Raw genomic sequence first — 24,646 nt, 5'->3', positions numbered from 1 at the left:
GAGCATGAGCGAACAGCAGCGCGTATATCCTGTCGATGAGCGCTTGGCGGCCGATGCCTGGGTCGATCGCGATCGCTACGAGTCGCTCTATCGTCAGTCCGTCGAGGATCCCGAAGGCTTCTGGCGTGAGCAGGCCGAAAGCCTGAGCTGGAGTCGCAAGCCAGCCACCATCAAGAACACATCGTTTGCTTCCGACAATGTCGACATCCGCTGGTTCGAGGACGGCGAACTCAATGTCGCCCACAACTGTCTCGATCGCCATCTGGACTCGCGCGGCGATCAGCCTGCCATCATCTGGGAAGGCGACGATCCGAACGATCACAAGATCATCACCTATCGCGAGCTGCATCAGCGGGTCTCGCAGCTCGCCAATGGCCTCAAGTCTCTCGGGATCGGCAAGGGCGATACGGTCACGCTCTACATGCCGATGGTGCCGGAAGCGGCCATGGCCATGCTGGCATGTGCGCGTATCGGCGCGGTCCACTCGGTGGTGTTTGGCGGCTTTTCACCCGATGCACTGGCAGGGCGTATCGTCGACTCCCAGTCTCGGGTGGTCATCACTGCCGATGAATCGGTTCGCGGCGGCAAGCAGGTTCCGCTCAAGGATAACGTCGACGCGGCGTTGACTCGCGAGGGGACCGATGTGGTCGACTCCGTGCTGGTGGTCAAGCGTACCGGCGGCGATATCGAGTGGCACGAGGGTCGCGATCTCTGGTTCGACGAGGTCGTCGACCCGCAGGACACCGACTGTCCCGCCGAGACGATGAATGCCGAGGATCCGCTATTCATTCTCTACACCTCCGGGTCGACGGGAACGCCGAAAGGACTGAAGCATACCTCCGGCGGTTATCTGCTCTACGCTGCACTGACGCATCGTACCGTTTTCGACTACCACGACGGCGAAGTTTACTGGTGCGCCGCCGATGTCGGCTGGATTACCGGCCACAGCTATATCGTCTATGGTCCCCTTGCCAATGGCGCCACGACGTTGATGTTCGAAGGCGTGCCGACCTATCCGACTCATGGACGGATCGGGCAGATCGTCGACAAGCACCAGGTAGCGATTCTCTACACTTCGCCGACAGCGATCCGCTCGCTGATGGCGCACGGCGAGCACATCATGGACGACAGTCGACGCGACTCTCTCCGGATACTCGGATCCGTCGGCGAGCCGATCAATCCCGAAGCCTGGGACTGGTTCTATCGGGTGGTGGGCAACTCGAACTGTCCGATCATGGATACCTGGTGGCAGACCGAAACCGGCGGCCACATGATCACGCCGCTTCCTGGCGCGACCGATCTGAAACCGGGTTGCGCGACCAAGCCGTTCTTCGGCGTTCAGCCGGCGCTCCTCGATAACGAGGGGCAACGTCTGGAAGGGGCGACCGACGGCAATCTGGTGATTCTGGATTCCTGGCCCGGGCAGGCGCGTTCGATCTGGAACAATCACGAACGCTTCGTGCAAACCTACTTTTCGACCTACGAAGGCGTCTATTTCACCGGGGACGGTTGCCGTCGTGATGTCGATGGCGATTACTGGATCACGGGACGCATCGACGACGTGCTGAATGTCTCCGGCCACCGGATGGGAACGGCGGAAATCGAGTCTTCCCTGGTGGCTCATCAATCCGTCGCCGAAGCCGCAGTCGTCGGTTATCCGCATGATATAAAAGGTCAGGGAATTTACGTCTACGTCACGCTCAACGATGACGTCGAACCCAGCGACGAGCTGAAGCAGGAACTCAAGCAGTGGGTGCGCAAGGATATTGGCCCGATCGCGACGCCCGATGTGCTTCAATGGGCGCCAGGGTTACCGAAGACCCGCTCCGGCAAGATCATGCGCCGTATTCTGCGCAAGATTGCCGCCAACGAGTGTGATGGCCTGGGAGATACCTCCACGCTTGCCGATCCCAGCGTGGTGGAAGACCTGATCGAGAACCGTCATCTGAAATCATGACGCTTCCCGGTGCACCGGGCGAACCGGTGCACCCACCACCAGGCGGCGTATTAACTATATGATTAGTTAAGCTAAATCTTCCTGGTTTTTATTGATCGATGATTATCGTTCGATTGTCTTGAAAAAGGCTCTCCTCCCGGTACTTTTCGTGCCGCTCCAAAGGGAGGGAAGCGCGCCAGCTTTCCAGGACGATCGAACTTTTTTTACGCTTTTATGGCATGTTTACTCAGCCATTATCCTGGGATTTTCCTCCCGTTGATTTGAGACTTGGGATTCCACGATCGCATGGGGTAACATGCTGTTAATCAATAGTTGAATCATCTTGTCCAGATGGCGACAGTGAACCGGCTATCTCGCCACATATCTAGACAGCGCCGGAGGAGAATCAATGGCTTTTGCCCAGAAATTCATCGTTGCCGATGACCACCCACTCTTCCGGGCGGCTCTCAATCAGGCATTGCGACAGGTTTCGCCGCAAGCGGAAATCGTCGAGGCGGACACCATGGAGGCCACGACAGAGGTCGTCACTCGGCATCCCGATGCCGACTTGATCCTGCTTGATCTGCATATGCCCGGCGCTCACGGATTCTCCGGGCTGATCCAGTTGCGCGGGCAGATGCCGGATATCCCGGTGACGGTAGTATCCGGCAGTGAAGAGGTCAATGTCGTTCGACGCGCCATCGACTATGGCGCGTCGGGCTTCATTCCGAAATCCGCCTCACTGGATACCATCGCCGAAGCGATCGGAGAGGTGCTCAAAGGTGAAGTCTGGTTGCCTCCCGAACTGGCGGGGGTCATGGGCGATGGGAATGAGGAAGACACGCGTTTCGCGGAGGCGATCGCGTCACTGACGCCACAGCAGTTTCGAGTACTCAACATGTTGACCGAGGGGCTGCTCAACAAGCAGATCGCCTACGAACTCAATGTTTCCGAGGCCACCATCAAGGCCCATGTGACAGCGATTCTTCGCAAGCTGGGGGTTCACTCCCGCACCCAGGCGGTGATCGCCGCTCAGAAGCTGGAGATCGAACCACCCAAGGTTACCGACAACTAGACGTTTCTCGATCCACATTGATTTTCGGTCGGGTATCGTACGCCGGGATCGAGAAGCTATCGAAAGCCGCCCACTCCCTCCCAGGGATGGGCGGCTTTCTCGTTCCCGCCCCGGGTAACGTGGCCACTGGCGTGACAGAGGTCGTATGGCTGCTTGTATCCGCTGGCAGGGCCGGTATGAGATCAACCGGTGCCAGATCCGCCTATGCCAGATCCGCCTATGCCAGATCCGCCTATGCCGGATCAGCCGGCCTCGAGCAGCCTGCGATCGCGAAGCCGTCTGGCCAGCAGCAGCAGTTCCACGCTGGCGAACAGCAGCAGGCTGTAACCGGTCAGCTCCGTGATCTCTTCCGCTGCATCCTTGACGATTCGCAGGTAGTGATCACCCATCAGGGCATGCCACAGCTCACTACGTCCATAAAGGCGAGAAAACACATAGGTCGTCAGGAAACCGCCGGCAAACAGGCCGAACCCCAGGCTATTGGCGATCAGCGAAAATTCTTCGAGAAAGGCGCGTCGCGAGCGTAGCACCGACAGCAGGGCGGGCAGTGCCATCAGCACGACCAGCCATTCCCAGGCACCATCGAAGAGATAGGTATCCAGCCATAGATCGTTTTCCCGCACGAGGGATATCGCGAAGAACGCGGCCAGCAGCAGGCTGACGTTGCGAAGCACCCCGACGCGTTGGCGGATGATCAGCATCAGGACAGTGCAGAGAAACAGCAATGCCGCCTGGGTGATTTCGGTCAGCGAGGTTTCGCTGAAATCGGCCGCTACGGCATGCCTTGCATCCACCATCAGCACGGCCTGCATCAGCCCTGCCAGAAACAGGATGTAGAGGCCGGCCCTCGAGGCGACCGTACGGAAGGAAAGAGTCGGCATGATCGATTCCTGCACAGCAATTAATAGCTGGCTAAGGATATCAGCCTCAAACCCGTTAAGAAACGCTGTTCGGTAGATTTTTTTAAGGTTTCCTTAATCTCAGGGTGTCTTGCGTTCAGTTTTCCGGTGTCAGACCGACCCGAAGATTGGCCGCCTCGATACCCGCGATGGCCGCTCGTTCATCGTTGTCGGAGCTGTCTCCGCTGACGCCGACTGCGCCGATGACATGGTCCTGTGCGTCGAGTACCAGTACGCCCCCGGCGACGGGAATGAATTCGCCCCGGGACGCCGAGGCAACCGCCGACAGGAATGCCGGGCGCGACCCGTTACGGTCGCCGATGGTCCCGCTGGAGAGTCCGTAGCCCAAGGCGGCCTTGGCTTTGCCGTGGGAGACCGCCAGTCGAAGAACGGCGCAGCCATCTGCCCTGTCGCAACTTATCGGGTATCCGCTGGTGTCCATGACCGTAACGGTGACGGGATTCATGGCCTGTGCGTTGGCGTAGGCCAGCGCCGCTTCAATGATGGTGCGGGCTTGGGTGCGGGTCAGTGTCTGGTGGGTGAGATAGACATTACGAGCCATGCGGACCTCCGTTTCGATTCTTTGTATTCATAATTCATTTTGGGTGGCGTGATCCATGCGCCATTGGGAGAATGGCGTATTGAAACCGTTCTGAGTGCACCATGATCAAGATCCAGCAAAATACGCTCCATGGCGAAGCCGCCGCCCGTATCCGTGAGATGATCAACGACGGGTCGCTCCTTCCCGGTATCCGCATTCCGGAAAAGCAGCTGTGCGAGCAGTTCGGCATATCCCGAACGCCGCTACGGGAGGCACTCAAGGTTCTGGCGTCCGAGGGCATGGTCGAGCTTCTACCCAACCGGGGTGCGCGGGTCATGCGCTTGACCCGTCAGATGCTGGAGGAGACCTACAGCGTGATGGGCGCTCTGGAAGGTCTCTCCGGTGAACTGGCTTGTCGCTACATCACCGAACAGGAGGTCGCCGATATTCAGGCGCTGCACTATCAGATGCTGGCGTACTACAAGCGCAAGGAGATCCGCCCCTATTTCGAGCTCAATCATCGAATTCACGATGCGATCATGGTCGCATCGCGTAACGAAGTGCTGCGTGAGACGCACAGCAGCTTGAATTACCGCATCCAGCGGGTGCGTTATTCCACGCGCATGGTCGGTGACTACTGGGACCAGGCCGTCGCCGATCATGAGGCCATCATCGACTGCTTGCTGGCCCGCGACGGCGAGCGGCTCGGCCGTATCCTGCGTGAGCACTTGCGTCACAAGCTGGTGGTGGCTGCGGAGAGTGGCGTGATCGATGACGAACGAACAGCTGGCTGATCGCGGCGTGATCGTCATTGATGCTTCAATATCGTGATACCTTCCAGAAACGTGGGCACGGCGTTTCAACGGGATCGCCGTCGCGAATCTTCTTGCTGCGGGTTTTGAACACCGGCCTTGATCGGTGATGCATTATCGGCGTCACCGCCTTCCTATTGCTTCCCTTCCATAATTTTTGCGCCGACCGGCATAATTTAAAATGAATTCATTGTGTTGGGGCTAATCTCGACACCTGGTCTTAGGTAACTCGCTAATTTTAAATGCTTAGCGTTGAGACTTTACGCCAATAGACAAATGTTGGATTGGTTCCAATTGAATTATGAATTCATAATTCGCGGGCAGGATCCCATGGTACTCGCACTGCGGGAGGAGTGGAAAAGGACGTTGAGAGGATCCCGTCACCGTCCCCGGTCCATCGTTCAGGCGAGCCAATATAAAAAGACGGAAGGACGCCAGTGATGAAAAGTCTCAAAGCAGGACTGTTGGCGATAGCACTGATGGCCGGCGTCAACCACGCCGGTGCTCAGGAAGTTCAGGTCAAGTTTGCTCATGTTGGCGAGCCGGGCTCGCTGTTCGCCGATGTGTCCCAGGAATTCGCCAAGCGCGCCAACGAAAAACTCGCGGGTGAAGCCAAGGTGGTCGTCTACGGCTCGAGCCAGTTGGGCGGCGACTCGGAACTGCTGAAGAAGCTCAAGCTGGGCACGGTCGACCTGGCGCTGCCTTCGACCGTCATGAGTAGCGTGGCACCGCAGTTTGCGCTGTTCGAAATGCCCTATCTCATCGCGGATCGCGACCACATGGCGAAGGTGCGCGACGAGGTGGTAAGGCCTCAGCTCTACCCCGTGGCTGCGAGTCGCGGCTACCACATCATCGGTGTCTGGGAGAACGGCTTCCGCCAGATCACCAACAACGTTCGCCCGATCAAGACGCCGGCCGATCTTTCGGGCATCAAGCTGCGCGTGCCCCAGGGCGTTTGGCGGGTCGAGATGTTCAAGAGCTACGGTGCGAACCCGTCGCCGATGGCGCTCTCGGAAGTGTTCGTCGCGTTGCAGACAGGGGCGATGGACGGCCAGGAAAACCCGCTGGTCCAGACCTATGCCTCGCGCCTCCAGGAAGTGCAGAAATACCTCTCGCTCTCCGATCACATCTATACCCCTGCCTTCGTGACCGCGGGGCTGAGCTGGAACCGCCTGCCCGAAGATGTGCGTGAGGTGCTCCAGCAGACCGCCGTGGAGATGGAATCCTACGCGCTCGAGCAGGGGGCGAAGCTCGACGAGGAGACGCTTGCCAAGATGCGCGATGCCGGTCTCGAGATCAACGAGGTCGATCGTCAGGCCTTCATCGATGCTTCCAGGCCGGTCTACGACAAGTTCATCAAGGACGTCGACGGTGGCCAGGGGATGCTCGACAAGGTGCGTGAACTGCAACCTGCCAGTTAACTCGCGGGCCTGGCCGCGTCCGCTGATCGGGGCGCGGTCGGGCTGCGGACGAAGGAGCCGCCTGTGAAAACTCTGAATACGCTGCGCGATGGATTCAGCCGCCTGCTCGAGGTCATCGTGGTCATCAACATGATGGCGCTGGCGGGGATCGTCATCGTCGGCTTCCTGTCGCGTCTGGTGGGGTCGCCGTTTACCTGGTACGACGAAGCGGCCTCTATCAGCCTGGCCTGGCTGACCTACTACGGTGCGGCGCTCGCCGCGGCCAAGGGGGCACACATTGCCTGTCCGAGTATCGTCAATGCGTTTCCGCCCACGATACGGTTACCGATCGCGCTGCTGGGAGAGGCGGTGACGATTGCATTCTTCGTGCTGCTGGCGGTGACAGGATGGCAAGTCGTCCAGATCCTGGCCGGTTCCACCATGATCAGCCTGACCACTGTCTCTCTGCAGTTCACGCAGTCGGCGCTGCCGATCGCCTCGGTCCTGTTCATCGTCGCTGAGCTGCTGCGTCTGCCGGAAGTCATCCGTCAGGCACGCGGGGAAGGCTTCGTCGATCACGAGTTGGAGGAGGTGGGCCTGAGTCCGAACATGGCAAGCCAGTCCGACGCGGGGAGGGTGACACGATGATTCTGGCGCTGATGTTCGCAGGACTTCTGGTATTGATCGTGCTCAACGTCCCCATTGCCATCGCGTTGGGCCTGGTCGGTGCCATCGCGGTGTATTCCAGCTACGGCGTCTATGCGCTGCCCAATATCGGGCTGACCATGTTCGAGGGCGCGACCAACTTTCCGCTGATTGCCATCCCGCTGTTCATTCTGGCCGGGGCGATCATGAATGCCTCGAGCATCTCGCGGCGTCTGATCGACTTCGCGGCGTCGCTGGTCGGTTTCGTCAAGGGCGGCCTGGCGATGGTCACCATCGGTTCCTCGATCTTCTTTGCCGAGATTTCCGGCTCTGCCGTGGCCGGGGTTTCCGCATTGGGCAGTCTGCTGATTCCGGCGATGAAGAGCCGCGGCTACTCCAAGGAGTTTGCCGCGGCGATCTCCTCATCCGCCGCCAGCCTGGCGATCATCCTGCCGCCCTCGATCCCGATGATTCTCTATGCGGTGATGTCAGGAGAGTCGGTGGTCAAGATGTTCGTCGCCGGCATCTTTCCTGGGCTTCTGGGCGCCCTGGGCCTGGCGATCGTCTGCTACTTTCTGGCACGCAAGCACAACTTCCCATCCGAAGGGCGCTTCCAGGCCAGCCGGGTGTGGAAGTCGTTCAAGGAGGCGATCTGGGCGCTGCTGATTCCGGTGATCATCCTCGGCGGTATCTTCGGTGGCATCGTCACCGCGACCGAGGGCGCGGCGTTGGCGGTGGTGGTCGCCATCTTCATCAGCGCGGTGGTCTATCGCGAGTTTTCGCTGAAGACGCTATGGAAGTCGTGCCTGGACGCCGGCATCCAGACCGCGGTGGTCATGCTGCTGGTCGCCAGTTCCGCGCTGGTGGGGCTCTACCTCACAGAATCCCAGCTGCCGCAACAACTGGCCAGCTCGATCAGCGGGCTCACCGACAACAAGTACGTGATCCTGGCGCTGCTCAACATCATCTTCCTGATTCTGGGGATCTTCCTGCACTCGGCGGCGGCGATCATTCTGGTGGTGCCGATCGTGTTGCCACTGATCATCAGTGTCGGGATCGACCCGCTGCATTTCGGCCTGATCGTCACGCTCAATCTGGCTATCGGCCAGCAGACGCCGCCGGTGGCGAGCGTGCTGATCGCCTCGTGCTCGATCGCCAAGGCCGATATCTGGCGCACGACGCGAACCAACCTGTGGTTCCTCGGCGTGCTGTTCACCGTGCTGATATTCAATACCTACGTCCCTGACTTCGCGCTGCTGCTGGTGCACATGATCTACGGCAGCTGAGACGGGACACCGAGTTTGCGGAATTGGGCATGTTTCGATCCGAGGAGAAACCGCAATGATTCAAGACGACGAGATCCGCTGTTACCAGGAGGGCGCGATCGGCTGGATTCGCTTCAACCGGCCCGAAGCCCGTAACGCCATGACCTGGCACATGTATCAGGCAATGACCCAGGCCTATCGGCAGTTCGACGAGAACGAGGCGGTCAAGCTGATCGCCTTTCGCGGCGAGGGCGGCGAAGCCTTCGTCGCGGGGACCGACATCAAGCAGTTCGCCGAATTCCGCGAGCGCCGCGATGGCATCGACTATGAGCGTCGTATCGATGAAGTGATCGGCGGGCTAGAACGCTTGGCGACGCCGACGGTGGCGCTGATCGAGGGGTACTGTATCGGCGGAGGGGCGGCCATCGCGCTGGCCTGCGACTTCCGCTACGCCAATGGCGCTCTGAAGTTCGGAATTCCTATCGCCAGAACGTTGGGAAACTGCATGTCGATAACCAACGTGGCACGACTGATCGACTTGATCGGCGTTTCCCGAACCAAGCGCGTCCTGATGCTGGCCCAGATGATCGAGACCGAGGAGGCGCTGGCGGCAGGGCTGATCGAGACGGTCGTCGACGGCGACGACCTCGACGAGACCGCCCGCAAGCTCGCCGAGAGGTTGTCGGGCCACGCGCCACTGACGATGCGGGCGGCCAAGACGTGCATCAGTCGGGTTCTGGATCAGCGGCGCGCCACTCATGAAGCCGGCGATGACCTGATCGAACTGTGCTACACCAGCGAGGATTTTCACGGCGCCGTCAAACGCTTCATCGACAAGACTCCGTACGCCTGGCAGGGCCGCTGAACCCGAGCGACAGCAACGCGTATCGATCCGAACGACGGCACGTTCACTGCAGTTCGCTGCGGCGGTAACGTGCATGTCCATCAATGATGCCGGCCGTCTGTTGGAGGACCGGCAGGGAGAATCGCCATGTTACCGCTGGAAGGCATGAAGGTACTCGACATCTCGCAGATCATGGCGGGGCCGTACTGCACCATGGTGCTGGGCGACATGGGTGCGGACGTGATCAAGGTCGAGAAGACTCAGGGTGGTGACGACAGTCGTCAGATGGGGCCTTACGTCAATGACGAGTCCACCTGCTTCGCGCAGATCAACCGCAACAAGCGCAGTATTTCGCTCAATCTCAAGGAGCCCGACGGGCTGGCGCTGTTCTACCGGCTGGCGAAGGAAGTGGACGTCGTGGTCGAGAACTATCGCCCCGGGGTGACCCAGTCGCTGAAGATCGATTACGACACGCTCAAGGAGATCAATCCCGGTCTGGTCTACTGTTCGATCTCCGGCTACGGGCAGACCGGCCCTTATCGGCGCAAGGGCGGATTCGACCTGGTTGCCCAGGGGATGACGGGGTTGATGTCGATGACCGGCGAACCCGGGCGGCGGCCGTTGAAGACCGGGGTCGCGGTCTATGATATCGGGGCCGGGATCACCGCGATCTATTCGATACTGGCGGCGTACATCCACAAGCAGAAGACCGGCGAGGGGCAGCTGGTGGACGTGGCGATCGCCGAGTGCGGGCTGCCCTGGTTCACCTGGGAAGCGGCTGCCTATTTCGCCGAGGGGCGCGTTCCGCAGCCGACCGGATGGCGGCATCGGGTCTCGGCGCCTTATCAGGCCGTCAAGGTTCGCGACGGCTACATGATGCTGGGGTGCGCCAATCAGCGTACCTGGGAGCGATTCTGCAATGACGTGCTGAAACAACCTGACCTGATCGCCGATCCTCGTTTCGTCACCAACAGCGACCGGGGGCGAAATGTCGATACGCTGGAGACGTTGCTGGAAGAACTGATGTGCACGGCGGACCGGCAGCACTGGCTGAGCCGTTGCGATGAAGCCGGCGTGCCGGCCGGGCCGATCAACGACTTCGCCCAGGCGATGGACGACCCGCACTACCGGGAGCGCGGCATGGTTCAGGAGCTTGATCATCCCGTGATCGGACGCATGCAGACCATCGGCTTTGCCAGCAAGCTATCTGCGACGCCGTCTCAGATTCGCCGGCCGGCACCGGTCTTCGCCCAGCACACCGAAGAGGTGCTGGCGACGCTGGGTGTCGAAGGCGAGCATCTGGCGGGTCTGCGTGAGCGCGGGGTCGTGCGCTAGACGCCGTCAGGCGAGCTCGTCAGTATCGAGCGAAAAGTCGTCCGGAGGCGGTGCTCAACCGTCGGAATCGAAGCGCGGCGTGGTCTCCAGGGATCGTCGCGCCTCCTCTTTCAGCCAGTCGTGTACCGCTTGCACGCGGCGGTCGTCCAGTGCGCCCTGCGGATAGACCAGCCCGTAGCGCTTGCCGGTCGCGACCGATCCGGCGAACGGTGCGATCAGGCGGCCGCTGGCCAGCTCGTCGCCGATCAGGGTTCGGCGGGCGATGGCCACACCCATGCCGGCGATGGCTGCCTCTACCGTCAACTGGTTGCGATTGAAGGTGTAGCCCCGGCGCACGTTGACCCCTTCGCCACCGATGGCCCGCAGATAGTGCTCCCACTCCGCGTAATCGTGACTGCCACGCCAGGCGGTCACGTCGTGCAGGAGCGGGTAGTAGCCCAACGCCTCGGGGTGCGTGAGCGGGGGGCGTCTTCTCAGTAGTTGCGGGGAGCAGACGGCAAAGATCTTTTCATCGATCAGCGGCGTGGTCTGAAGGCCCGCGTAATGGCCATCGTTGAGGTCGATGGCCAGATCATAGCCGCCGTCGAGCAGCGAGAGGTTGCTGTCTTCGGCCGTGATGTGCAGGTCGATATCGGGAAATCGGGCCTGCAGTCGCGGTAATCTCGGCATCAGCCATTTGGCCAGGAACGAGGGCAGGCAGCGCAGCCTGAGCACGCCGCTCATGACGCCACCGCGCAGGCGATCGACCTCCAGCCCGACGGCATCGTAGGCCTGGGCGACGACGCGGGCCAGCCGTTCTCCCTCTTCCGTCAATGCCAGCTTTCGTGGCAGCCGCCTGAAAAGACGGAACCCCAGGCGTTCTTCCAGTTGCTTTATCTGCTGACTGACGGCGCCGGTAGTGACATGAAGCTCCTCCGCGGCACGAGTGAAGGACAGGTGCCGGGCACTGACGGCGAACACCTTCAGCCAGGCATGGGTCTGCGCATTGAGGGGCTGGATCATGATTTAGTCATGCTATATCCGAGGGCAGTTTTTATCGATTGTTTCCGGGTAGGCTGGCGAACACACTGAAGTCAGACTACACCATGTGCCGGTTCTTGAAACGACAGATCCTGGCGCAAGAGCGACATCCTGGCATTTGAACTATATGAGGTGGCCGCATGCCATTCAGTGTGTTCGACCTGTTCAAGATCGGTATCGGGCCTTCCAGTTCGCACACGGTGGGACCGATGCAGGCCGCCCATGATTTCGTCGCGACGCTACGCGAGCGCGAGCTGTTGACGACCATCCGACGCGTGTCGGTGACGCTCTACGGTTCGCTCTCGGCAACCGGTAAGGGCCATAACACGGACAGCGCCGTGATGGGGGGGTTGATGGGCGAGCGGCCCTCTACCGTCGACCCTGACGACCTGGCGCTTCGGCTGGCGGCTGGCGCGCGCGAAGGGGCGCTGAAACTGGCCGGCGTGCACCCGGTGGCATTCGATGCGACGCGGGACATCGAGTGGTGCGACGAGATCCTCGATTACCACACCAACGCTCTGCGCCTGGTCGCCTTCGACGACAGCGGCGTCGTCTACGACAACACCTATTACTCGGTTGGGGGGGGGTTCGTCGTCGATGCCGGGCAGGCGGCGCAGGGCGATGCCATCACGCCGACGGTCACGCTGCCATTTCCGTTCAAGAATGCCGTCGAGCTGCTTGATATCTGCCGCCGTGAAAATCTGGCCGTCAGCGATGTGATGCTGGCCAACGAGCAGGCCTGGCGCAGCGAGGCGGAGATTCGCGCCGGGCTGTGGCGGATCTGGCTGGCGATGAAGGCATGTGTCGACAGCGGCCTGGATCAAACCGGTGTTCTGCCGGGCGGTCTCAATGTGCGGCGACGGGCGCCGGCGCTCCATCGGCGTCTGATGGCGCTGGACAACGAGAAGAGTCTGATCGCGAGTACCTTTTCGGCGATGGACTGGGTCAACCTGTTTGCGCTGTCGGTCAACGAAGAGAACGCCGCGGGGCGTCGGATGGTGACCGCGCCGACCAACGGTGCCGCCGGGATCGTGCCGGCAGTGTTGCACTACTACATGAAGTTTCAGCCGGACGCTTGCGAACGGGATGTGGTCCGGTTCCTGCTGACCGCAGGCGCGATCGGCATTCTGTGCAAGACCAATGCCTCGATTTCGGGGGCGGAAGTGGGCTGCCAGGGCGAAGTCGGATCCGCCTGCGCGATGGCCGCCGCCGGTCTGGCGGAGTTGATGGGGGGGACGCCGGCTCAGGTCGAGAACGCCGCCGAGATCGGGTTGGAGCACAATCTGGGCTTGACCTGCGATCCGATCGCGGGGCTGGTTCAGGTGCCCTGTATCGAACGCAACGCGATCGGCGCGGTCAAGGCCATCAACGCGGCCCAGATGGCGCTCTGCGGCGACGGCGAGCATTTCGTTTCTCTCGACAAGGTCATTCGCACCATGCGTGACACGGGGCGCGACATGCAGGACAAATACAAGGAAACGTCTCGCGGCGGGTTGGCGGTCAACATCATCGAATGTTGAGCCTGTCGATTTCGGCAATGGTGGAAGATAGGCGCGTGTACCACCCGGATCGTTACCCTCAGAGAGGTCGTGAACCCTGATATGGGATAACGACAATCTCGGCTGGCTGTGCCAATATCGACTCCCTCAACATGGCGTCGCCAAAAGCATGAACAAGGGCAGGGTAATGAGCCACGACAGTTGCATCGTCTGTCATTTCAAGCACTACGGTGAGCTTTCCAAGAACGACGAAACCTTGCTGGCCGAGCTCGAGCAGAGCCCGACCGAGGTCAAGGCCGATCAGGTTCTGTGGCAGGAAGGCGATCCCGCGCGGGAATTCTGTACGCTCAGCAAAGGCTGGGCCTATTCGTTTCGTCATATGGAGGATGGATCTCGCCAGATTCTGGAGATCTACCTGCCCGGCGATATCATCGGACTGAGGGAATTTGCCTTCAAGGAGCGCCTGACCGGTGTTGCCATGCTCGAAGACGGCGTGGTGTGCCATTTCCCCCATCGGCGTCTGGTCAACGTTTTCCGTGAATCGCTGACGCTTTCGACCATTTTCTTCGCCATCTCGTCTCATCAGCAGGCCCTGTTGACCGAGCGCCTCGTCAATCTGGCGCGACGTAGCGCGCGTCAGCGTCTGGCCCACTTGATCTATGAAATGTACGTGCGGCTGGATCGAACCAAGGCGCGGCAGGGCAATGGCATCCGGTTACCGCTGTCCCAGCAGCATCTCGGCGATGCGCTGGGGCTGTCTTCGGTCCACGTCAGTCGGACGCTGACGGCCTTCCGCGAGGAAGGGCTGTTGTTGCGCTCGCGCCAACGCATCGAACTGCCCGATCCTGCCGCGCTGGCGCGGGAAGCGGAGTTCGGCGATGCCTACCTCAACGACGGTATCGATCACTTCTTCCATCATTGAATCGACGATTCGCGATGTGCCGGGCCGGGATGTCGCCGGCCCGGATGGCCTGCAGTCATGGCGCGAATGCCTAATCGGCCGCAATCGCATCCGGCAGCCGCCCGGCCAGGAAATCGACCAGCAGGCGAATCTTGGAAGAGAGCTGTCGGTGACGCGGGTAAACCGCCCACACGCCCGTATCGGTGAACTGGTAGCGATCCAGGACGGGTATCAACTGTCCCTGTCGGATCGCTGCTTCCACGTAGTAGTCGGGCAATTGAGCCAGTCCGATACCCTTGCAGGCAGCATCCAGCAATGCCGGCCCCGAATTGCCCCGCCAGTTCCCCGAAACGCGAATTTCCCGCTGTCGGCCGTCGACACGGAACAGCCAGCTGTCCCGCGATCCGACCAGACAGTTGTGATGCGAAAGCTCGGAGAGACTGTGCGGCGTCGGTCGTCGCTGAAAGTAATCGGGTGCGCCGACCACGTACTCCCGGCGTTGGCAGAGCCGTCGGGCCAGCAGGCTGGAATCCTTGAGCACGCCCATGCGGATGGCGACATCGAAGCCTTCGTCGATCAGCTCGACGGCGCGGTTGGTGAAGTGCAGTCGCACGTCGAGCTGCGGGTAGCGGCAGTGGAAGTCATTGACCAATGGGGCGATGTAACGTTCGCCAAAGGTGGTCGCGCAACTGATGGCGAGCCGGCCCTGGGGCTGCGACTGCAGTTCGTTGAGCGCGGCCTCGGCCTCCTTGAAGCCATCGAGCAGCGACCGGCAATGTTCGTAGTAGATCGCGCCGCTGTCGGTCAGTCGAATCTGTCGCGTCGTTCGATAGAGCAACGGCATCCCCAGTGTCTGCTCGAGCTGGCCCACCAGCCGACTGACGTGAGAATTGGACACTTTCAGTGACTGGGCCGCGCGGGAAAACGTCCCCAGACGAACCACGGCGACAAAGGCCTCGATACCCTCCCAGCGCGTCATGATGACTCCTCGATGAATGTGGCGGGATTATTGTCACACAGCAATAATCATATGCTGATTGCCAGGTTTATTGCATGGCAGTGACCACCTAGACTGAAGCCAGACCGGTCGTCACCTCGGCTGACGAACGATGGACGATCCCTGAAGTCCAAGCTTTCACGCTCAAATGGAGACAGTTCAATGAAATCGCGCGCCGCAGTCGCCTGGGAAGCAGGCAAGCCGCTCTCGCTGGAAGAGATCGATGTACAGGGCCCCAAGGCGGGCGAAGTCATGGTGCGCATCGTCGCCACCAGCGTCTGTCACACCGACGCCTACACGCTCTCCGGCAAGGATCCCGAGGGCCTGTTCCCGTCGGTACTGGGTCATGAGGGCGCCGGGATCGTCGAGGAAGTGGGCGAGGGCGTTACCGGCCTGAAGCCCGGCGATCACGTCATCCCGCTCTACACCGCCGAATGCGGCAAGTGCAAGTTCTGCCTTTCCGGCAAGACCAACCTGTGTGGCGCCGTACGCGCCACACAGGGCAAGGGGCTGATGCCGGATGGCACGACGCGGTTCTCGAAGAACGGCACCTCGCTGCACCACTACATGGGCACCTCGACCTTCTCCGAGTACACCGTGCTGCCGGAAGTCTCGCTGGCCAAGGTCTCGAAGGAAGCACCGCTGGACAAGATCTGCCTGCTCGGCTGCGGCGTCACCACGGGGATCGGCGCCGTGCTGAATACCGCCAAGGTGGAGCCGGGTGCCACGGTCGCCGTGTTCGGCCTGGGAGCGATCGGCCTGGCCGTGATCCAGGGCGCGCAGATGGCCAAGGCGTCGCGCATCATCGCCATCGACGTCAACCCGGACAAGTTCGAGCTGGCGCGTCAGTTCGGGGCGACCGAGTTCGTCAATCCCAAGGATTACAGCGACCCGATCCAGCAGGTGATCGTCGATCTGACCGACGGTGGCGTGGACTACTCGTTCGAGTGCATCGGCAACGTCAACGTGATGCGCTCGGCGCTGGAGTGCTGCCACAAGGGTTGGGGCGAATCGATCATCATCGGGGTTGCCGGTGCCGGCGAAGAGATCTCCACCCGCCCGTTCCAGTTGGTCACCGGGCGTGTCTGGAAAGGTTCCGCCTTCGGCGGGGTCAAGGGTCGTACCGAGCTGCCAGGCTACGTCCAGCGCTACATGGATGGCGAGATCAAGATCGACGAATTCGTGACCCACGACATGGCGTTCGATCAGATCAACGAGGCCTTCGAGCTGCTGCATGCTGGCAAGAGCATTCGCACCGTTCTGCATTTTTGATTCATCGCGCCCGAGGCCGCGCGAAAAGCCAGACCCATGCTGGCCTCGGAGCGCTATGGAGAGTAGCTCCGGCGCCGGTTAGGGGCGCCATGAACAGTAGCTCTGGCGCCGGTTTCGGGGCGCATGAAAAGCGGCGCACAAAGAGACAAGGAGAAAACCATGTCGATGAGCGAACAGCTGGAACTCGTCTCGGCTACCAAAAGCTTCGGTGGCTGGGTCAAGCGCTACAAGCATTATTCCCGGGCGCTGGATTGCGACATGATTTTCGCGATCTACCTGCCGCCGCAGGCCGAAGAGGGTCGGGTGCCGCTGATGTGGTGGTTGTCGGGCCTGACCTGCAACGACGAGAACTTCATGCAGAAGGCCGGAGCGCTCGAGACCGCGGCCGAACTTGGGGTGGCGATCGTCTGCCCGGACACCAGCCCGCGCGGTCTGGATCTGCCCGGAGAGCACGACAGCTACGATTTCGGCTCCGGCGCGGGTTTCTACCTCAACGCCAAGCGGGAGCCGTGGTCGAAGCATTATCGGATGTATGACTACGTGACCGAGGAGCTTCCCTCGGTGGTACGCCTGCACTTTCCGGTCAACGGTCGCGAGTCGATCAGCGGCCACTCGATGGGCGGCCACGGCGCGCTGGTGCTGGCCCTGCGCCAGCCTGGGCGGTATGCGGCGGTCTCGGCATTTGCGCCAATCGTCAATCCGATCCAGGTGCCTTGGGGCCAGAAGGCGTTCGAGAACTATCTGGGCGACGACGTCGGCCTGCGCACCCAGTACGACGCCTGCGAGCTGGTGGCCAAGGGCTCGTCGCGCCAGCCGCTGTTCATCGACCAGGGCGAAGCGGACAACTTCCTCGAAGAACAGCTCAAGCCCGAGCGGCTGGAGGCGGTCTGCGAGGAACATGATCATCCGCTTACCCTGCGCCGGCATCCCGGCTATGACCATAGCTACTTTTTCGTCGCCAGCTTCATCGACGAGCACCTGCGCTATCACGCCGAGCGACTCTACGCCAAGCGCTGAGCCCGATCACGCAAACATTGATTTTCGTTGGGCCCGAGGAACGATCGTTTAGCGGCATGCTTGAAGCGTGCCGCTTTTTTCGTGGTCGTTGATCTCTTCAGGACATTGGCCGATGGCGTACCTCGGGGAATCGCGGTTTTAAACGCCATCAAGCAGGGGCCGGCACCGCGATTGACTGCGTTTGCGTGGCATCTCCCTGATGAAACCAGTGGACGTGGTGAATTTCGAGGCCGACGACGTTCCCGGTCTCTAGCGCCAATGACTTGAACGCGTGGCGAGTCATTTCGATCACGATCAGTCCGCTTTCGATCTGAGGGCCATCTCCTCCAGCGGCATCAGCGAAGGGAACCGCCTCGATATGATAGCTGCTGCCCATCGGCTGGATGTGTTGGACTCTTGCTTGCCACTCTGATGTCGAAGGATGAACAATCTCGATGTCGTGCGGACGGACGAACGCGTTCTGCTCGGCAGCGTGGAGGGTATCTCTGGCATCCGTTAGTGGAAGACGCCAGCTGCCACTGTGGAAAGCGCCACTGCGAATGGTGCCCTGAAACACATTGACGTTGCCAATGAAGGAAGAAACGAACGGCGTGCGGGGTTCATCGTAGATATCGGCAGGCGTACCCACCTGCTCGATTCGCCCATGATTCATCACCACGATGCGGCTCGCGACTTCCATGGCCTCTTCCTGATCGTGAGTGACGAACAGACTCGTCACATGTAGCTCCTCGTGTAGACGGCGTAGCCAGCGTCTCAATTCCTTGCGAACGTTGGCATCCAGTGCGCCGAACGGTTCGTCAAGCAGCAGGTATCGAGGTTCCACTGCCAGAGCCCTCGCCAGCGCAATACGTTGGCGCTGGCCACCGGAGAGCTGTGGCGGAAAACGTTTGGCCAGCCATTCCAGTTGAACGAGCTCGAGCAGCTCATGGACGCGCTGACGAATCGCGGCTTCGTTGGGACGCTGGGCACGCGGCCTGACGCGTAAGCCATAGGCGACGTTCTCGAACACGCTCATGTGGTTGAACAGGGCGTAGTGCTGAAACACGAATCCGACCTGGCGATGGCGTATGGGCTCGAACGTCATGTCGCGGCCCTCGAACAGGATGTTGCCGCTGTCGGCGAATTCCATGCCAGCAATGCTGCGAAGGAGCGTCGTCTTGCCGCAGCCGGAGGGGCCGAGCAGTGCCACCAGCTCGCCATCGTCGATGGACAGCGAAATGTCGTCCAGTGCCGTGAAGTTGCCGTAGCGTTTGGTCAACTGGTTAACGTGGATACTCATGACGATGCATTCTCCCATTGACGCTGCTGACGCCACTCGACGATCGACTTGGCGATCAGTGTCACGATGGCGAGGCCAGCCAACAGCGTGGCGACGGCGAAGGCCGCGCTGAACTGGTACTCGTTGTAAAGAATCTCGACGTGAAGCGGTAGCGTGTTGGTCGAGCCACGGATATGTCCGGATACGACGGATACCGCACCGAACTCGCCCATGGCGCGCGCGTTGCAGAGAATCACGCCATATAGCAGCCCCCACTTGATGCGCGGTAGCGTGATCGTCCAGAACATTCGCCATGGGCCGGCCCCGAGCATGATTGCGGCCTCTTCCTGCTCGGCGCCTTGCGCTTGCATCAGGGGTATCAGCTCGCGGGCGACGAACGGCAAGGTGACGAACATCGTAGCCAGCACGATGCCTGGCAGCGCGAAGATGACGGGAAAACCGTTGGCCGCGAACCAACCGCCGAACCAGCCTTGAGCACCGAAGATCAGAATGAAGACGAGGCCGGCGATGACCGGCGATACCGAAAAGGGCAGGTCGATCAGCGTGGTCAGAAGACTACGACCCGGGAACTGGAACCGTGCGATACACCAGGCTGCGGCAATGCCGAAGAGCGTGTTCAACGGCACACAGATCAGCGCCGTGAACAGGGTCAGCAGAATCGCGTGGCGCGTGTAGCGATCGGTGACGGCGGTCAGGTAGGCCTGCCAGCCTTCCCGAAACGCCTCGAACAGGACAGCGACCAGGGGCAGAATCAAAAACAACCCGATGATGGCCAGTGCCAGCAAGCTCAGCAGGTAGCGGACGAACGGCGTTTCTCCTTTTTGCTCTCGCGACGCGGTTTGGGGTTGGAGAATACGACTCATGAGGTTTTCCTTAGTCGCGACCGGTGCGCTTGCGCGTCCAGTGCTGCAGTCCGTTGACGACGAGCAGCATGATGAAGGCAACGACCAGTGAAGCCAGCGCGATAACGGTGGCGCCGGCGTAGTCGTACTGCTCGAGTTTGGTGACGATCAACAGAGGTACGATTTCGGACCTCATCGGCATGTTGCCGGCGATGAAGATGACCGATCCGTACTCCCCCAGCCCTCTCGCAAAGGCGAGCGAAAAGCCGGTCAGAATGGCCGGTACCAATGGCGGTAGCAGTACGCGGTAGAAGGTCTGCCAGCGCGACGCGCCCAAGCTGGTCGAGGCCTCTTCTTGCTGTCGATCCAGTTCCTGAAGCACGGGTTCGACCGTGCGCACGACGAATGGCAGCCCGATGAAAATCAATGCCACGATGATGCCCAGTGGCGTGAAAGCCACGCGAATCCCCCAGTCCGTGAAGAACTGCCCCAACCAACCGTTGGGGGCATACAACGTCGTCAGCACGATCCCCGCGACGGCGGTGGGGAGCGCGAACGGCAGATCGATCAGGGCATCGAAGCCGCGTTTGAAAGGAAGGGGGTAGCGCACCAGTACCCAAGCGACGATCAACCCCAGAAACAGATTGGCGAAGGCGGCTGCAAAGGCGGTCGAGAAGCTGACGCGAAAGGCCGCCAGCACCCTGCGATCCGCCAGCGCGTCCCACATGCCGCCGAGACTGAGCTCGGCGGATTTGGTGACGAGAGCCAACAGCGGGATCAGCACCAGCAGCGAGAGCGTGAATACCGTGATACCCAGACTCAGCCCGAAACCCGGTAACAGCGTCTTTCGTTGGCTCATGAGAGATCGGCTTCCAGGCATTCAGGGCTGATAGATCTTGTCGAAGACGCCACCATCATTGAAGTAGGTTTCTTGCGCTTTGCGCCAGCTACCGAAGACTTCATTGACCGTGTGCAGTTCCAGATCGGGGAAGCGTGCGAGATCCTCCTTCGCGGCAGACTCGGGTTTGACCGGGCGATAGTAGTTGGCAGCCGCCAACGCCTGGGCTTCTGGTGAGTAGAGATGTTCGAGATAGGCGTGAGCGGCCTTCTCGGCAGCCTCTCCCTTTTTCCTGACATTGCCCTCGACGACCGCGACCGGGGGCTCCGCGAGAATGCTCACCGAGGGCACCACGATATCGAACTGACCCTCACCCAGTTCTTCCGTGGCCAGGAATGCTTCGTTTTCCCATGCCAACAGCACGTCGCCGATACCCCGTTGCACGAAGGTATTGGTGGCACCGCGTGCGCCGGAGTCGAGTACCGGCACATGGCGGTAAAGGTCGCCGACGAATTTCTCTGCTGCCGCTTTTGCGGCGCTGACTTCATCGGCGTAACGAGGATCGTCGAGCTTGCCCAGGTCGCCCAGTTGCTGCTTCAGGACGTAGATCCAGGCGGCCAGGAAGTTCCAGCGGGCGCCGCCGGACGTCTTGGGATTGGGCGTGATGACCTCGATGCCATCTTTCGTCAGATCGTCCCAGTCCTGAATGTTCTTGGGATTTCCCTTGCGAACCAGAAAGACGATCGTCGACGTATAGGGTGCACTGTTGTGCGGAAACGCGCTCTGCCAGTCCTCGGGTATCTTGCCGGTGCGATCGGCAATGGCGTCGATGTCGTAACCCAGCGCCAGCGTCGCCACGTCAGCAGGCAGACCGTCGATGACGGAACGTGCCTGACTGCCAGAGCCTCCATGGCTCTGTTCGATGGTGACGTCGTCACCGGTCTGTTGCTTGTACCACTTGCTGAACAAAGGATCGTAGGCTTGATAAAGCTCACGTGTCGGGTCGTAAGAGGCGTTTAGCAGCTCGATGTCTTCCGCCTGGGCGAATGACGTGGCGCTCAGCGCGAACAGCCCCAGTGCGCTGGCGAATGCCCAAGAAGTCAATTTTCTCACGGGTATCGGTTCCCTGAAGTCGATCGGTGGGAGTGTCTGTCCAATGACTCTAAGTGAGCTGTTATCTGATTAAAAAGTAATAAAAACTGAATTGCTTATCGCGTTTCTGACTTATTGGGTCAGCGCGCACCGAGCGCCTGCTGCACGGTCGTTGCGTCCAGCGCAGCGCTGCAGAGCTGGAGGAATTCGTAGGCGAAGGCGTGCAGGAAATGCCCGCGTCTGAGGGCGAGATAGGTGGTATTGCGGGGGAACAACGACTCTCCCGACAGCAGTTCCAATCCACGGTCGCGATCGGGGTGGTAAGCCAATGATGCGATGATGCCGATCCCCAGACCCAGCTCGACGTAGGTCTTGATCACGTCGGCATCCAGCGCGGTCAGAACGACATTGGGGACCAGCGAAGCCTTCTCGAAGGCCTGATCGATTCTGGCGCGGCCGGTGAAGCCTTCGTGGTAGGTCACGACGGGGTAGTCGGCCACGTCCTCCAGAGTCAGGGGCGCGGCTCTGGTCAGCGGATGGTCGTCAGGCACGATGACGCTGTGATGCCAGTGATGGAAGGGAAAGCGCACGAACGACGCGCCATCCTCGTTGACGGCCTCGGTGGCGATGCCGATATCAACTGCCCCCGTCTTCAGTAATGAAACGATCTCCCCGGGGCTGCACTGGTGAAGCTCGAGATGGACTTTGGGAAACCTTTCCTTGAACCGGGCGATGATCGGCGGCAGGGAATAGCGCGCCTGAGTGTGCGTCGTGGCGATCGCCAGCCGGCCCTGGTCCTGGTTCGCCAGCTGGTGGGCCGAGCGCTTGAGGTTTTCGGCATCGAGAAGCATGCGCTCGATGGTCTCGAGCAGCGCGCCGCCTGCGGTCGTCAATCCGAGTATCCGCTTTCCGCGGCGTTCGAACAGCTCGACACCGAGCTCGTCCTCGAGGTCGCGAATATGCTTGCTGGCACCGGATTGCGAGGTGAAGAGCGCGTTCGACGCCTCCGTCAGGTTGAAGCGTTGGCGCACGGTCTCGCGGACGATGCGTAGCTGCTGAAAGTTCATGGGCAGAGCCGGTGGTGGTCGTTGTAATGGAATATAAATCAGGTTTTTTATTCTCTTTAATACATATTGCTCATATCCATATCGAGCAGCCGGCACCGCTATTGCCGTTTGGTGTGTAGCGGGCGTCGTCTGGAGTCAATCATCGGCCAGCGGGACCGTCACAGTAGAGGTGTTTCATTCGATAACAAGTCAAGGGAGATAACCCATGGATCATTCCAGCCTGAAACGTCACCTCATCACCGCCGCGCTGCCGCTGGCACTGCTGGCGGCGGGATCGGCGCAGGCCGATCTCGACACCGTGCGTTTCGGTGTGCCGCCGTGGCCGGGCGTGACGGTGAAATCCGAGGTCGCTTCGCAGATTCTCGAGGCCATGGGCTACCAGACCCGGCAGAACGAGCTGGCCGTCGGGGTCATTCTCAACGGCCTGGCCAACGACGACCTGGATGTCTATCTGGGCGGCTGGTATCCGATCGAGCAGGAGATGATCGATCCGCTGGTGGCCGACGGCAAGGTCGACAAGGTCGCCAGGAACATCAGCAACGCCAACTCGGGGCTGGTCGTTCCGGAATACGTTCACGAAGCGGGCGTGGACAGCGTCGCCGACCTCGATCGCTACAAGGATCGCTTCGACGGCGAGATCCAGGGTATCGAAGCGGGTACCGGCATCAATGACAGCATTCTCGCCGCGATCGACAAGGATGCGGCGGGGCTGGGCGACTGGCAGCTGCGGGAAAGTTCAACGGCCGCCATGCTGGCCTATGCCGATCAGAAAATCAGCGACAAGCAGTGGGTGACGTTCGTCGGCTGGGAACCGCACTGGATGAACGTCAGCTACGATCTCTACTATCTCGAAGATTCCGACGACAGCGGCGTGGCGCAGATCGAGAGCACCGTGTGGACCGTGGTACCGGCGGGCCTCGAGGCAGAGGACGCCAACCTCTATCGTTTCCTGTCGCAGTACCAGGTCGCCATCGAGGACCAGAACGATTGGGTCTACGAGTACAGTTACGAAGAGCGTCCCGCTGACGAGGTTGCCAGCGAGTGGATTCGCGACCATTACGAGACCGTGGCGCAATGGCTGGACGGCGTGACCACTAGGGATGGCAAACCCGCGATCGAGGCCGTCAAGGCAAAGCTGGATAGCTGAACGGACTGCGGCGATTCAGGCTTCGTCCTCGAGCCGCCGTGCTATCGCCTGGCAGAAATCCTGCCATGCGATCCTCATCGCCGGTAGCTCCGCATGGCCGTGAAGGGCCGCGTGCACCATATCGGGCGCGCAGCGATAGCCTACCGATGCGCCGGCCCGGCGCCAGGCGTCGACAGCCCGTTCCAGCGGCCGCGTGAGGGGATCGCGCTCGGCGGAGAGGGCCTCGATGTTCGGGACTGGAGGTAGATTGGCCGGCACATCGGGGGCGCCAGGCGCCGCCATTCGCCATAGTGAGAGAATGTCCGCTCTCGACAGCAGTGGCGCGTCATCGCCCAGGTTCTCCCGCGTCGGCGCTCCTACTACCGGATAGATCAAGCCGAGCAATCCTTTCCACTCGCTGGTATGGGCGACATCGATCGCCAGCCGTCCGCCGGCGCTGTCGCCAATCACCGCACCTGGCGCGAGCGATTCGACCACGGCGCGACAATCTGCCAGCGCCTCGGCGTAGCTCGCTTCCGGCAGCAACCGATAGTCGACGCTGATCACCTCGCGCTGCAACCGCTCGGCCAGATTCGCGGTGATGCCGTGATGGCTGTCGACCGAGCCCAGGTTCCAGCCGCCGCCGTGCAGGTAGACGACGTCGCCGGCGTGGCAGCGGGCGGGGCGGAATCGGCGGACACCGACACCGGCCAGGATCTCGTCGTGAATCCGCATGTCGGCGGGATCCGCCGGGCGCCTTCGAGCATGCAACCTCTCATAGGCTCGCCGTCGTGCGTCAAGCGAGTCGTCTGCACCGTCGTCGCTGCGGCTGAATTCGCAAATGAACTGCTCGATATGCATGAAACGCTCCTCGTCGATGGGCCGTTTGGAAATCCGTCGTCGGGATCCGGCGAAGTCCCTGTCGTGACGGGGCAACGATTCGC

The 24,646-nt window shown here is 60.9% G+C and carries 23 protein-coding genes; 13 read left to right on the top strand and 10 right to left on the bottom strand.

The window, feature by feature from the left end; all coding sequences use genetic code 11:
- Nucleotides 1–4: 4 nt before the first annotated feature.
- Both acs and DOM36_RS17045 read left to right on the top strand, forming a co-directional pair.
- Complete coding sequence (acs, locus tag DOM36_RS17050; protein WP_075571188.1) at nt 5–1,957, top strand: acetate--CoA ligase; 1,953 nt, start codon at nt 5–7, stop codon at nt 1,955–1,957.
- A gap of 388 nt (nt 1,958–2,345) precedes the next feature.
- Nucleotides 2,346–3,011 (top strand): response regulator transcription factor, encoded by a 666-nt coding sequence (locus tag DOM36_RS17045; protein ID WP_075571187.1) that lies wholly within the window; start codon nt 2,346–2,348, stop codon nt 3,009–3,011.
- Nucleotides 3,012–3,253: 242 nt separating this feature from the next.
- On the opposite strand, the gene DOM36_RS17040 is transcribed toward DOM36_RS17045, so the two are convergent.
- Nucleotides 3,254–3,892: a hypothetical protein gene (locus DOM36_RS17040; protein WP_110643798.1), complete on the bottom strand. Its 639-nt coding sequence runs from the start codon at nt 3,890–3,892 to the stop codon at nt 3,254–3,256.
- A gap of 115 nt (nt 3,893–4,007) precedes the next feature.
- Entirely contained in the window at nt 4,008–4,472 is a 465-nt protein-coding gene (locus tag DOM36_RS17035; protein WP_075571185.1) for a heme-binding protein, read from the bottom strand.
- Between the two features lie 101 nt (nt 4,473–4,573).
- On the opposite strand from DOM36_RS17035, the gene DOM36_RS17030 reads away from it, so the two are divergent.
- The 6 genes from DOM36_RS17030 to DOM36_RS17005 all read left to right on the top strand — a co-directional run bounded on the left by DOM36_RS17030 (nt 4,574) and on the right by DOM36_RS17005 (nt 10,752).
- Complete coding sequence (locus DOM36_RS17030; RefSeq protein ID WP_110643797.1) at nt 4,574–5,245, top strand: GntR family transcriptional regulator; 672 nt, start codon at nt 4,574–4,576, stop codon at nt 5,243–5,245.
- Between the two features lie 458 nt (nt 5,246–5,703).
- Nucleotides 5,704–6,684 carry a TRAP transporter substrate-binding protein gene (locus DOM36_RS17025; protein WP_110643796.1) on the top strand — a complete coding sequence of 327 codons (981 nt, stop codon included), beginning with the start codon at nt 5,704–5,706 and terminating at the stop codon, nt 6,682–6,684.
- Nucleotides 6,685–6,747: 63 nt separating this feature from the next.
- Nucleotides 6,748–7,311, top strand: coding sequence for a TRAP transporter small permease (locus DOM36_RS17020; protein WP_232823902.1), 564 nt, complete (start codon nt 6,748–6,750; stop codon nt 7,309–7,311).
- Nucleotides 7,308–8,594 carry a TRAP transporter large permease gene (locus tag DOM36_RS17015; RefSeq protein ID WP_198651315.1) on the top strand — a complete coding sequence of 429 codons (1,287 nt, stop codon included), beginning with the start codon at nt 7,308–7,310 and terminating at the stop codon, nt 8,592–8,594. Before DOM36_RS17020 ends, DOM36_RS17015 begins: the two co-directional genes overlap by 4 nt.
- A 55-nt stretch (nt 8,595–8,649) precedes the next feature.
- On the top strand, nt 8,650–9,438 hold the full coding sequence (locus tag DOM36_RS17010) for an enoyl-CoA hydratase/isomerase family protein (protein WP_110643795.1): 789 nt from the start codon (nt 8,650–8,652) through the stop codon (nt 9,436–9,438).
- A gap of 126 nt (nt 9,439–9,564) precedes the next feature.
- Entirely contained in the window at nt 9,565–10,752 is a 1,188-nt protein-coding gene (locus DOM36_RS17005) for a CoA transferase (RefSeq protein WP_075571181.1), read from the top strand.
- A 54-nt stretch (nt 10,753–10,806) separates the two neighbouring features.
- On the opposite strand, the gene DOM36_RS17000 is transcribed toward DOM36_RS17005, so the two are convergent.
- Nucleotides 10,807–11,754: a LysR substrate-binding domain-containing protein gene (locus DOM36_RS17000; RefSeq protein WP_075571180.1), complete on the bottom strand. Its 948-nt coding sequence runs from the start codon at nt 11,752–11,754 to the stop codon at nt 10,807–10,809.
- A gap of 158 nt (nt 11,755–11,912) precedes the next feature.
- Between DOM36_RS17000 and DOM36_RS16995 the strand changes: the two genes are divergently transcribed.
- Both DOM36_RS16995 and DOM36_RS16990 read left to right on the top strand, forming a co-directional pair.
- On the top strand, nt 11,913–13,292 hold the full coding sequence (locus DOM36_RS16995; protein ID WP_110643794.1) for an L-serine ammonia-lyase: 1,380 nt from the start codon (nt 11,913–11,915) through the stop codon (nt 13,290–13,292).
- Nucleotides 13,293–13,458: 166 nt separating this feature from the next.
- Nucleotides 13,459–14,193: a Crp/Fnr family transcriptional regulator gene (locus tag DOM36_RS16990; RefSeq protein ID WP_075571178.1), complete on the top strand. Its 735-nt coding sequence runs from the start codon at nt 13,459–13,461 to the stop codon at nt 14,191–14,193.
- Between the two features lie 70 nt (nt 14,194–14,263).
- Here the strand turns inward: DOM36_RS16990 and DOM36_RS16985 are convergent, their stop codons facing one another.
- Entirely contained in the window at nt 14,264–15,151 is an 888-nt protein-coding gene (locus tag DOM36_RS16985) for a LysR family transcriptional regulator (protein ID WP_110643793.1), read from the bottom strand.
- Between the two features lie 180 nt (nt 15,152–15,331).
- Between DOM36_RS16985 and DOM36_RS16980 the strand changes: the two genes are divergently transcribed.
- The gene (locus DOM36_RS16980; RefSeq protein ID WP_075571176.1) at nt 15,332–16,441 is read left to right on the top strand and encodes an S-(hydroxymethyl)glutathione dehydrogenase/class III alcohol dehydrogenase; all 1,110 of its coding nucleotides are present in this window, start codon (nt 15,332–15,334) and stop codon (nt 16,439–16,441) included.
- A 159-nt stretch (nt 16,442–16,600) separates the two neighbouring features.
- Complete coding sequence (fghA, locus tag DOM36_RS16975; protein WP_110643792.1) at nt 16,601–17,458, top strand: S-formylglutathione hydrolase; 858 nt, start codon at nt 16,601–16,603, stop codon at nt 17,456–17,458.
- Between the two features lie 148 nt (nt 17,459–17,606).
- Here fghA and cysA read toward each other — a convergent pair whose 3' ends face one another.
- The 5 genes from cysA to DOM36_RS16950 all read right to left on the bottom strand — a co-directional run bounded on the left by cysA (nt 17,607) and on the right by DOM36_RS16950 (nt 22,576).
- On the bottom strand, nt 17,607–18,737 hold the full coding sequence (gene cysA / locus DOM36_RS16970; protein WP_110643791.1) for a sulfate ABC transporter ATP-binding protein: 1,131 nt from the start codon (nt 18,735–18,737) through the stop codon (nt 17,607–17,609).
- The gene (cysW, locus tag DOM36_RS16965) at nt 18,734–19,600 is read right to left on the bottom strand and encodes a sulfate ABC transporter permease subunit CysW (protein ID WP_110643790.1); all 867 of its coding nucleotides are present in this window, start codon (nt 19,598–19,600) and stop codon (nt 18,734–18,736) included. The genes cysA and cysW overlap by 4 nt, the downstream gene beginning before the upstream one ends.
- Before the next feature lie 10 nt (nt 19,601–19,610).
- A complete protein-coding gene (cysT, locus tag DOM36_RS16960) occupies nt 19,611–20,438 on the bottom strand; it encodes a sulfate ABC transporter permease subunit CysT (protein WP_110643789.1) in 828 nt (275 codons plus the stop codon).
- 21 nt (nt 20,439–20,459) lie between these two features.
- The gene (locus tag DOM36_RS16955) at nt 20,460–21,530 is read right to left on the bottom strand and encodes a sulfate ABC transporter substrate-binding protein (protein ID WP_280952808.1); all 1,071 of its coding nucleotides are present in this window, start codon (nt 21,528–21,530) and stop codon (nt 20,460–20,462) included.
- A 119-nt stretch (nt 21,531–21,649) separates the two neighbouring features.
- Entirely contained in the window at nt 21,650–22,576 is a 927-nt protein-coding gene (locus DOM36_RS16950) for a CysB family HTH-type transcriptional regulator (protein ID WP_110643787.1), read from the bottom strand.
- Between the two features lie 205 nt (nt 22,577–22,781).
- Here DOM36_RS16950 and DOM36_RS16945 point away from each other — a divergent pair, with 205 nt between their 5' ends.
- Entirely contained in the window at nt 22,782–23,723 is a 942-nt protein-coding gene (locus DOM36_RS16945) for an ABC transporter substrate-binding protein (protein WP_110643786.1), read from the top strand.
- A 15-nt stretch (nt 23,724–23,738) separates the two neighbouring features.
- On the opposite strand, the gene DOM36_RS16940 is transcribed toward DOM36_RS16945, so the two are convergent.
- Nucleotides 23,739–24,437 carry an alpha/beta hydrolase fold domain-containing protein gene (locus tag DOM36_RS16940; protein WP_232823901.1) on the bottom strand — a complete coding sequence of 233 codons (699 nt, stop codon included), beginning with the start codon at nt 24,435–24,437 and terminating at the stop codon, nt 23,739–23,741.
- Between the last annotated feature and the right edge of the window lie 209 nt (nt 24,438–24,646).

The organism is Salinicola sp. CPA57, assembly GCF_003206035.1.
GTDB classification, from domain to species: Bacteria; Pseudomonadota; Gammaproteobacteria; order Pseudomonadales; family Halomonadaceae; genus Salinicola; species Salinicola socius.
This window is presented reverse-complemented; position numbering and strand designations above follow the sequence as displayed.

Excerpts from the sequence above, each read along its gene's own strand:
- acs (WP_075571188.1), top strand. The coding sequence starts at position 5 with ATGAGCGAACAGCAGCGCGTATATCCTGTCGATGAGCGCTTGGCGGCC.
- DOM36_RS17045 (WP_075571187.1), top strand. The coding sequence starts at position 2,346 with ATGGCTTTTGCCCAGAAATTCATCGTTGCCGATGACCACCCACTCTTC.
- DOM36_RS17040 (WP_110643798.1), bottom strand. The coding sequence starts at position 3,892 with ATGCCGACTCTTTCCTTCCGTACGGTCGCCTCGAGGGCCGGCCTCTAC.
- DOM36_RS17035 (WP_075571185.1), bottom strand. The coding sequence starts at position 4,472 with ATGGCTCGTAATGTCTATCTCACCCACCAGACACTGACCCGCACCCAA.
- DOM36_RS17030 (WP_110643797.1), top strand. The coding sequence starts at position 4,574 with ATGATCAAGATCCAGCAAAATACGCTCCATGGCGAAGCCGCCGCCCGT.
- DOM36_RS17025 (WP_110643796.1), top strand. The coding sequence starts at position 5,704 with ATGAAAAGTCTCAAAGCAGGACTGTTGGCGATAGCACTGATGGCCGGC.
- DOM36_RS17015 (WP_198651315.1), top strand. The coding sequence starts at position 7,308 with ATGATTCTGGCGCTGATGTTCGCAGGACTTCTGGTATTGATCGTGCTC.
- DOM36_RS17010 (WP_110643795.1), top strand. The coding sequence starts at position 8,650 with ATGATTCAAGACGACGAGATCCGCTGTTACCAGGAGGGCGCGATCGGC.
- DOM36_RS17005 (WP_075571181.1), top strand. The coding sequence starts at position 9,565 with ATGTTACCGCTGGAAGGCATGAAGGTACTCGACATCTCGCAGATCATG.
- DOM36_RS17000 (WP_075571180.1), bottom strand. The coding sequence starts at position 11,754 with ATGATCCAGCCCCTCAATGCGCAGACCCATGCCTGGCTGAAGGTGTTC.
- DOM36_RS16995 (WP_110643794.1), top strand. The coding sequence starts at position 11,913 with ATGCCATTCAGTGTGTTCGACCTGTTCAAGATCGGTATCGGGCCTTCC.
- DOM36_RS16990 (WP_075571178.1), top strand. The coding sequence starts at position 13,459 with ATGAGCCACGACAGTTGCATCGTCTGTCATTTCAAGCACTACGGTGAG.
- DOM36_RS16985 (WP_110643793.1), bottom strand. The coding sequence starts at position 15,151 with ATGACGCGCTGGGAGGGTATCGAGGCCTTTGTCGCCGTGGTTCGTCTG.
- DOM36_RS16980 (WP_075571176.1), top strand. The coding sequence starts at position 15,332 with ATGAAATCGCGCGCCGCAGTCGCCTGGGAAGCAGGCAAGCCGCTCTCG.
- fghA (WP_110643792.1), top strand. The coding sequence starts at position 16,601 with ATGTCGATGAGCGAACAGCTGGAACTCGTCTCGGCTACCAAAAGCTTC.
- cysA (WP_110643791.1), bottom strand. The coding sequence starts at position 18,737 with ATGAGTATCCACGTTAACCAGTTGACCAAACGCTACGGCAACTTCACG.
- cysW (WP_110643790.1), bottom strand. The coding sequence starts at position 19,600 with ATGAGTCGTATTCTCCAACCCCAAACCGCGTCGCGAGAGCAAAAAGGA.
- cysT (WP_110643789.1), bottom strand. The coding sequence starts at position 20,438 with ATGAGCCAACGAAAGACGCTGTTACCGGGTTTCGGGCTGAGTCTGGGT.
- DOM36_RS16950 (WP_110643787.1), bottom strand. The coding sequence starts at position 22,576 with ATGAACTTTCAGCAGCTACGCATCGTCCGCGAGACCGTGCGCCAACGC.
- DOM36_RS16945 (WP_110643786.1), top strand. The coding sequence starts at position 22,782 with ATGGATCATTCCAGCCTGAAACGTCACCTCATCACCGCCGCGCTGCCG.
- DOM36_RS16940 (WP_232823901.1), bottom strand. The coding sequence starts at position 24,437 with ATGCGGATTCACGACGAGATCCTGGCCGGTGTCGGTGTCCGCCGATTC.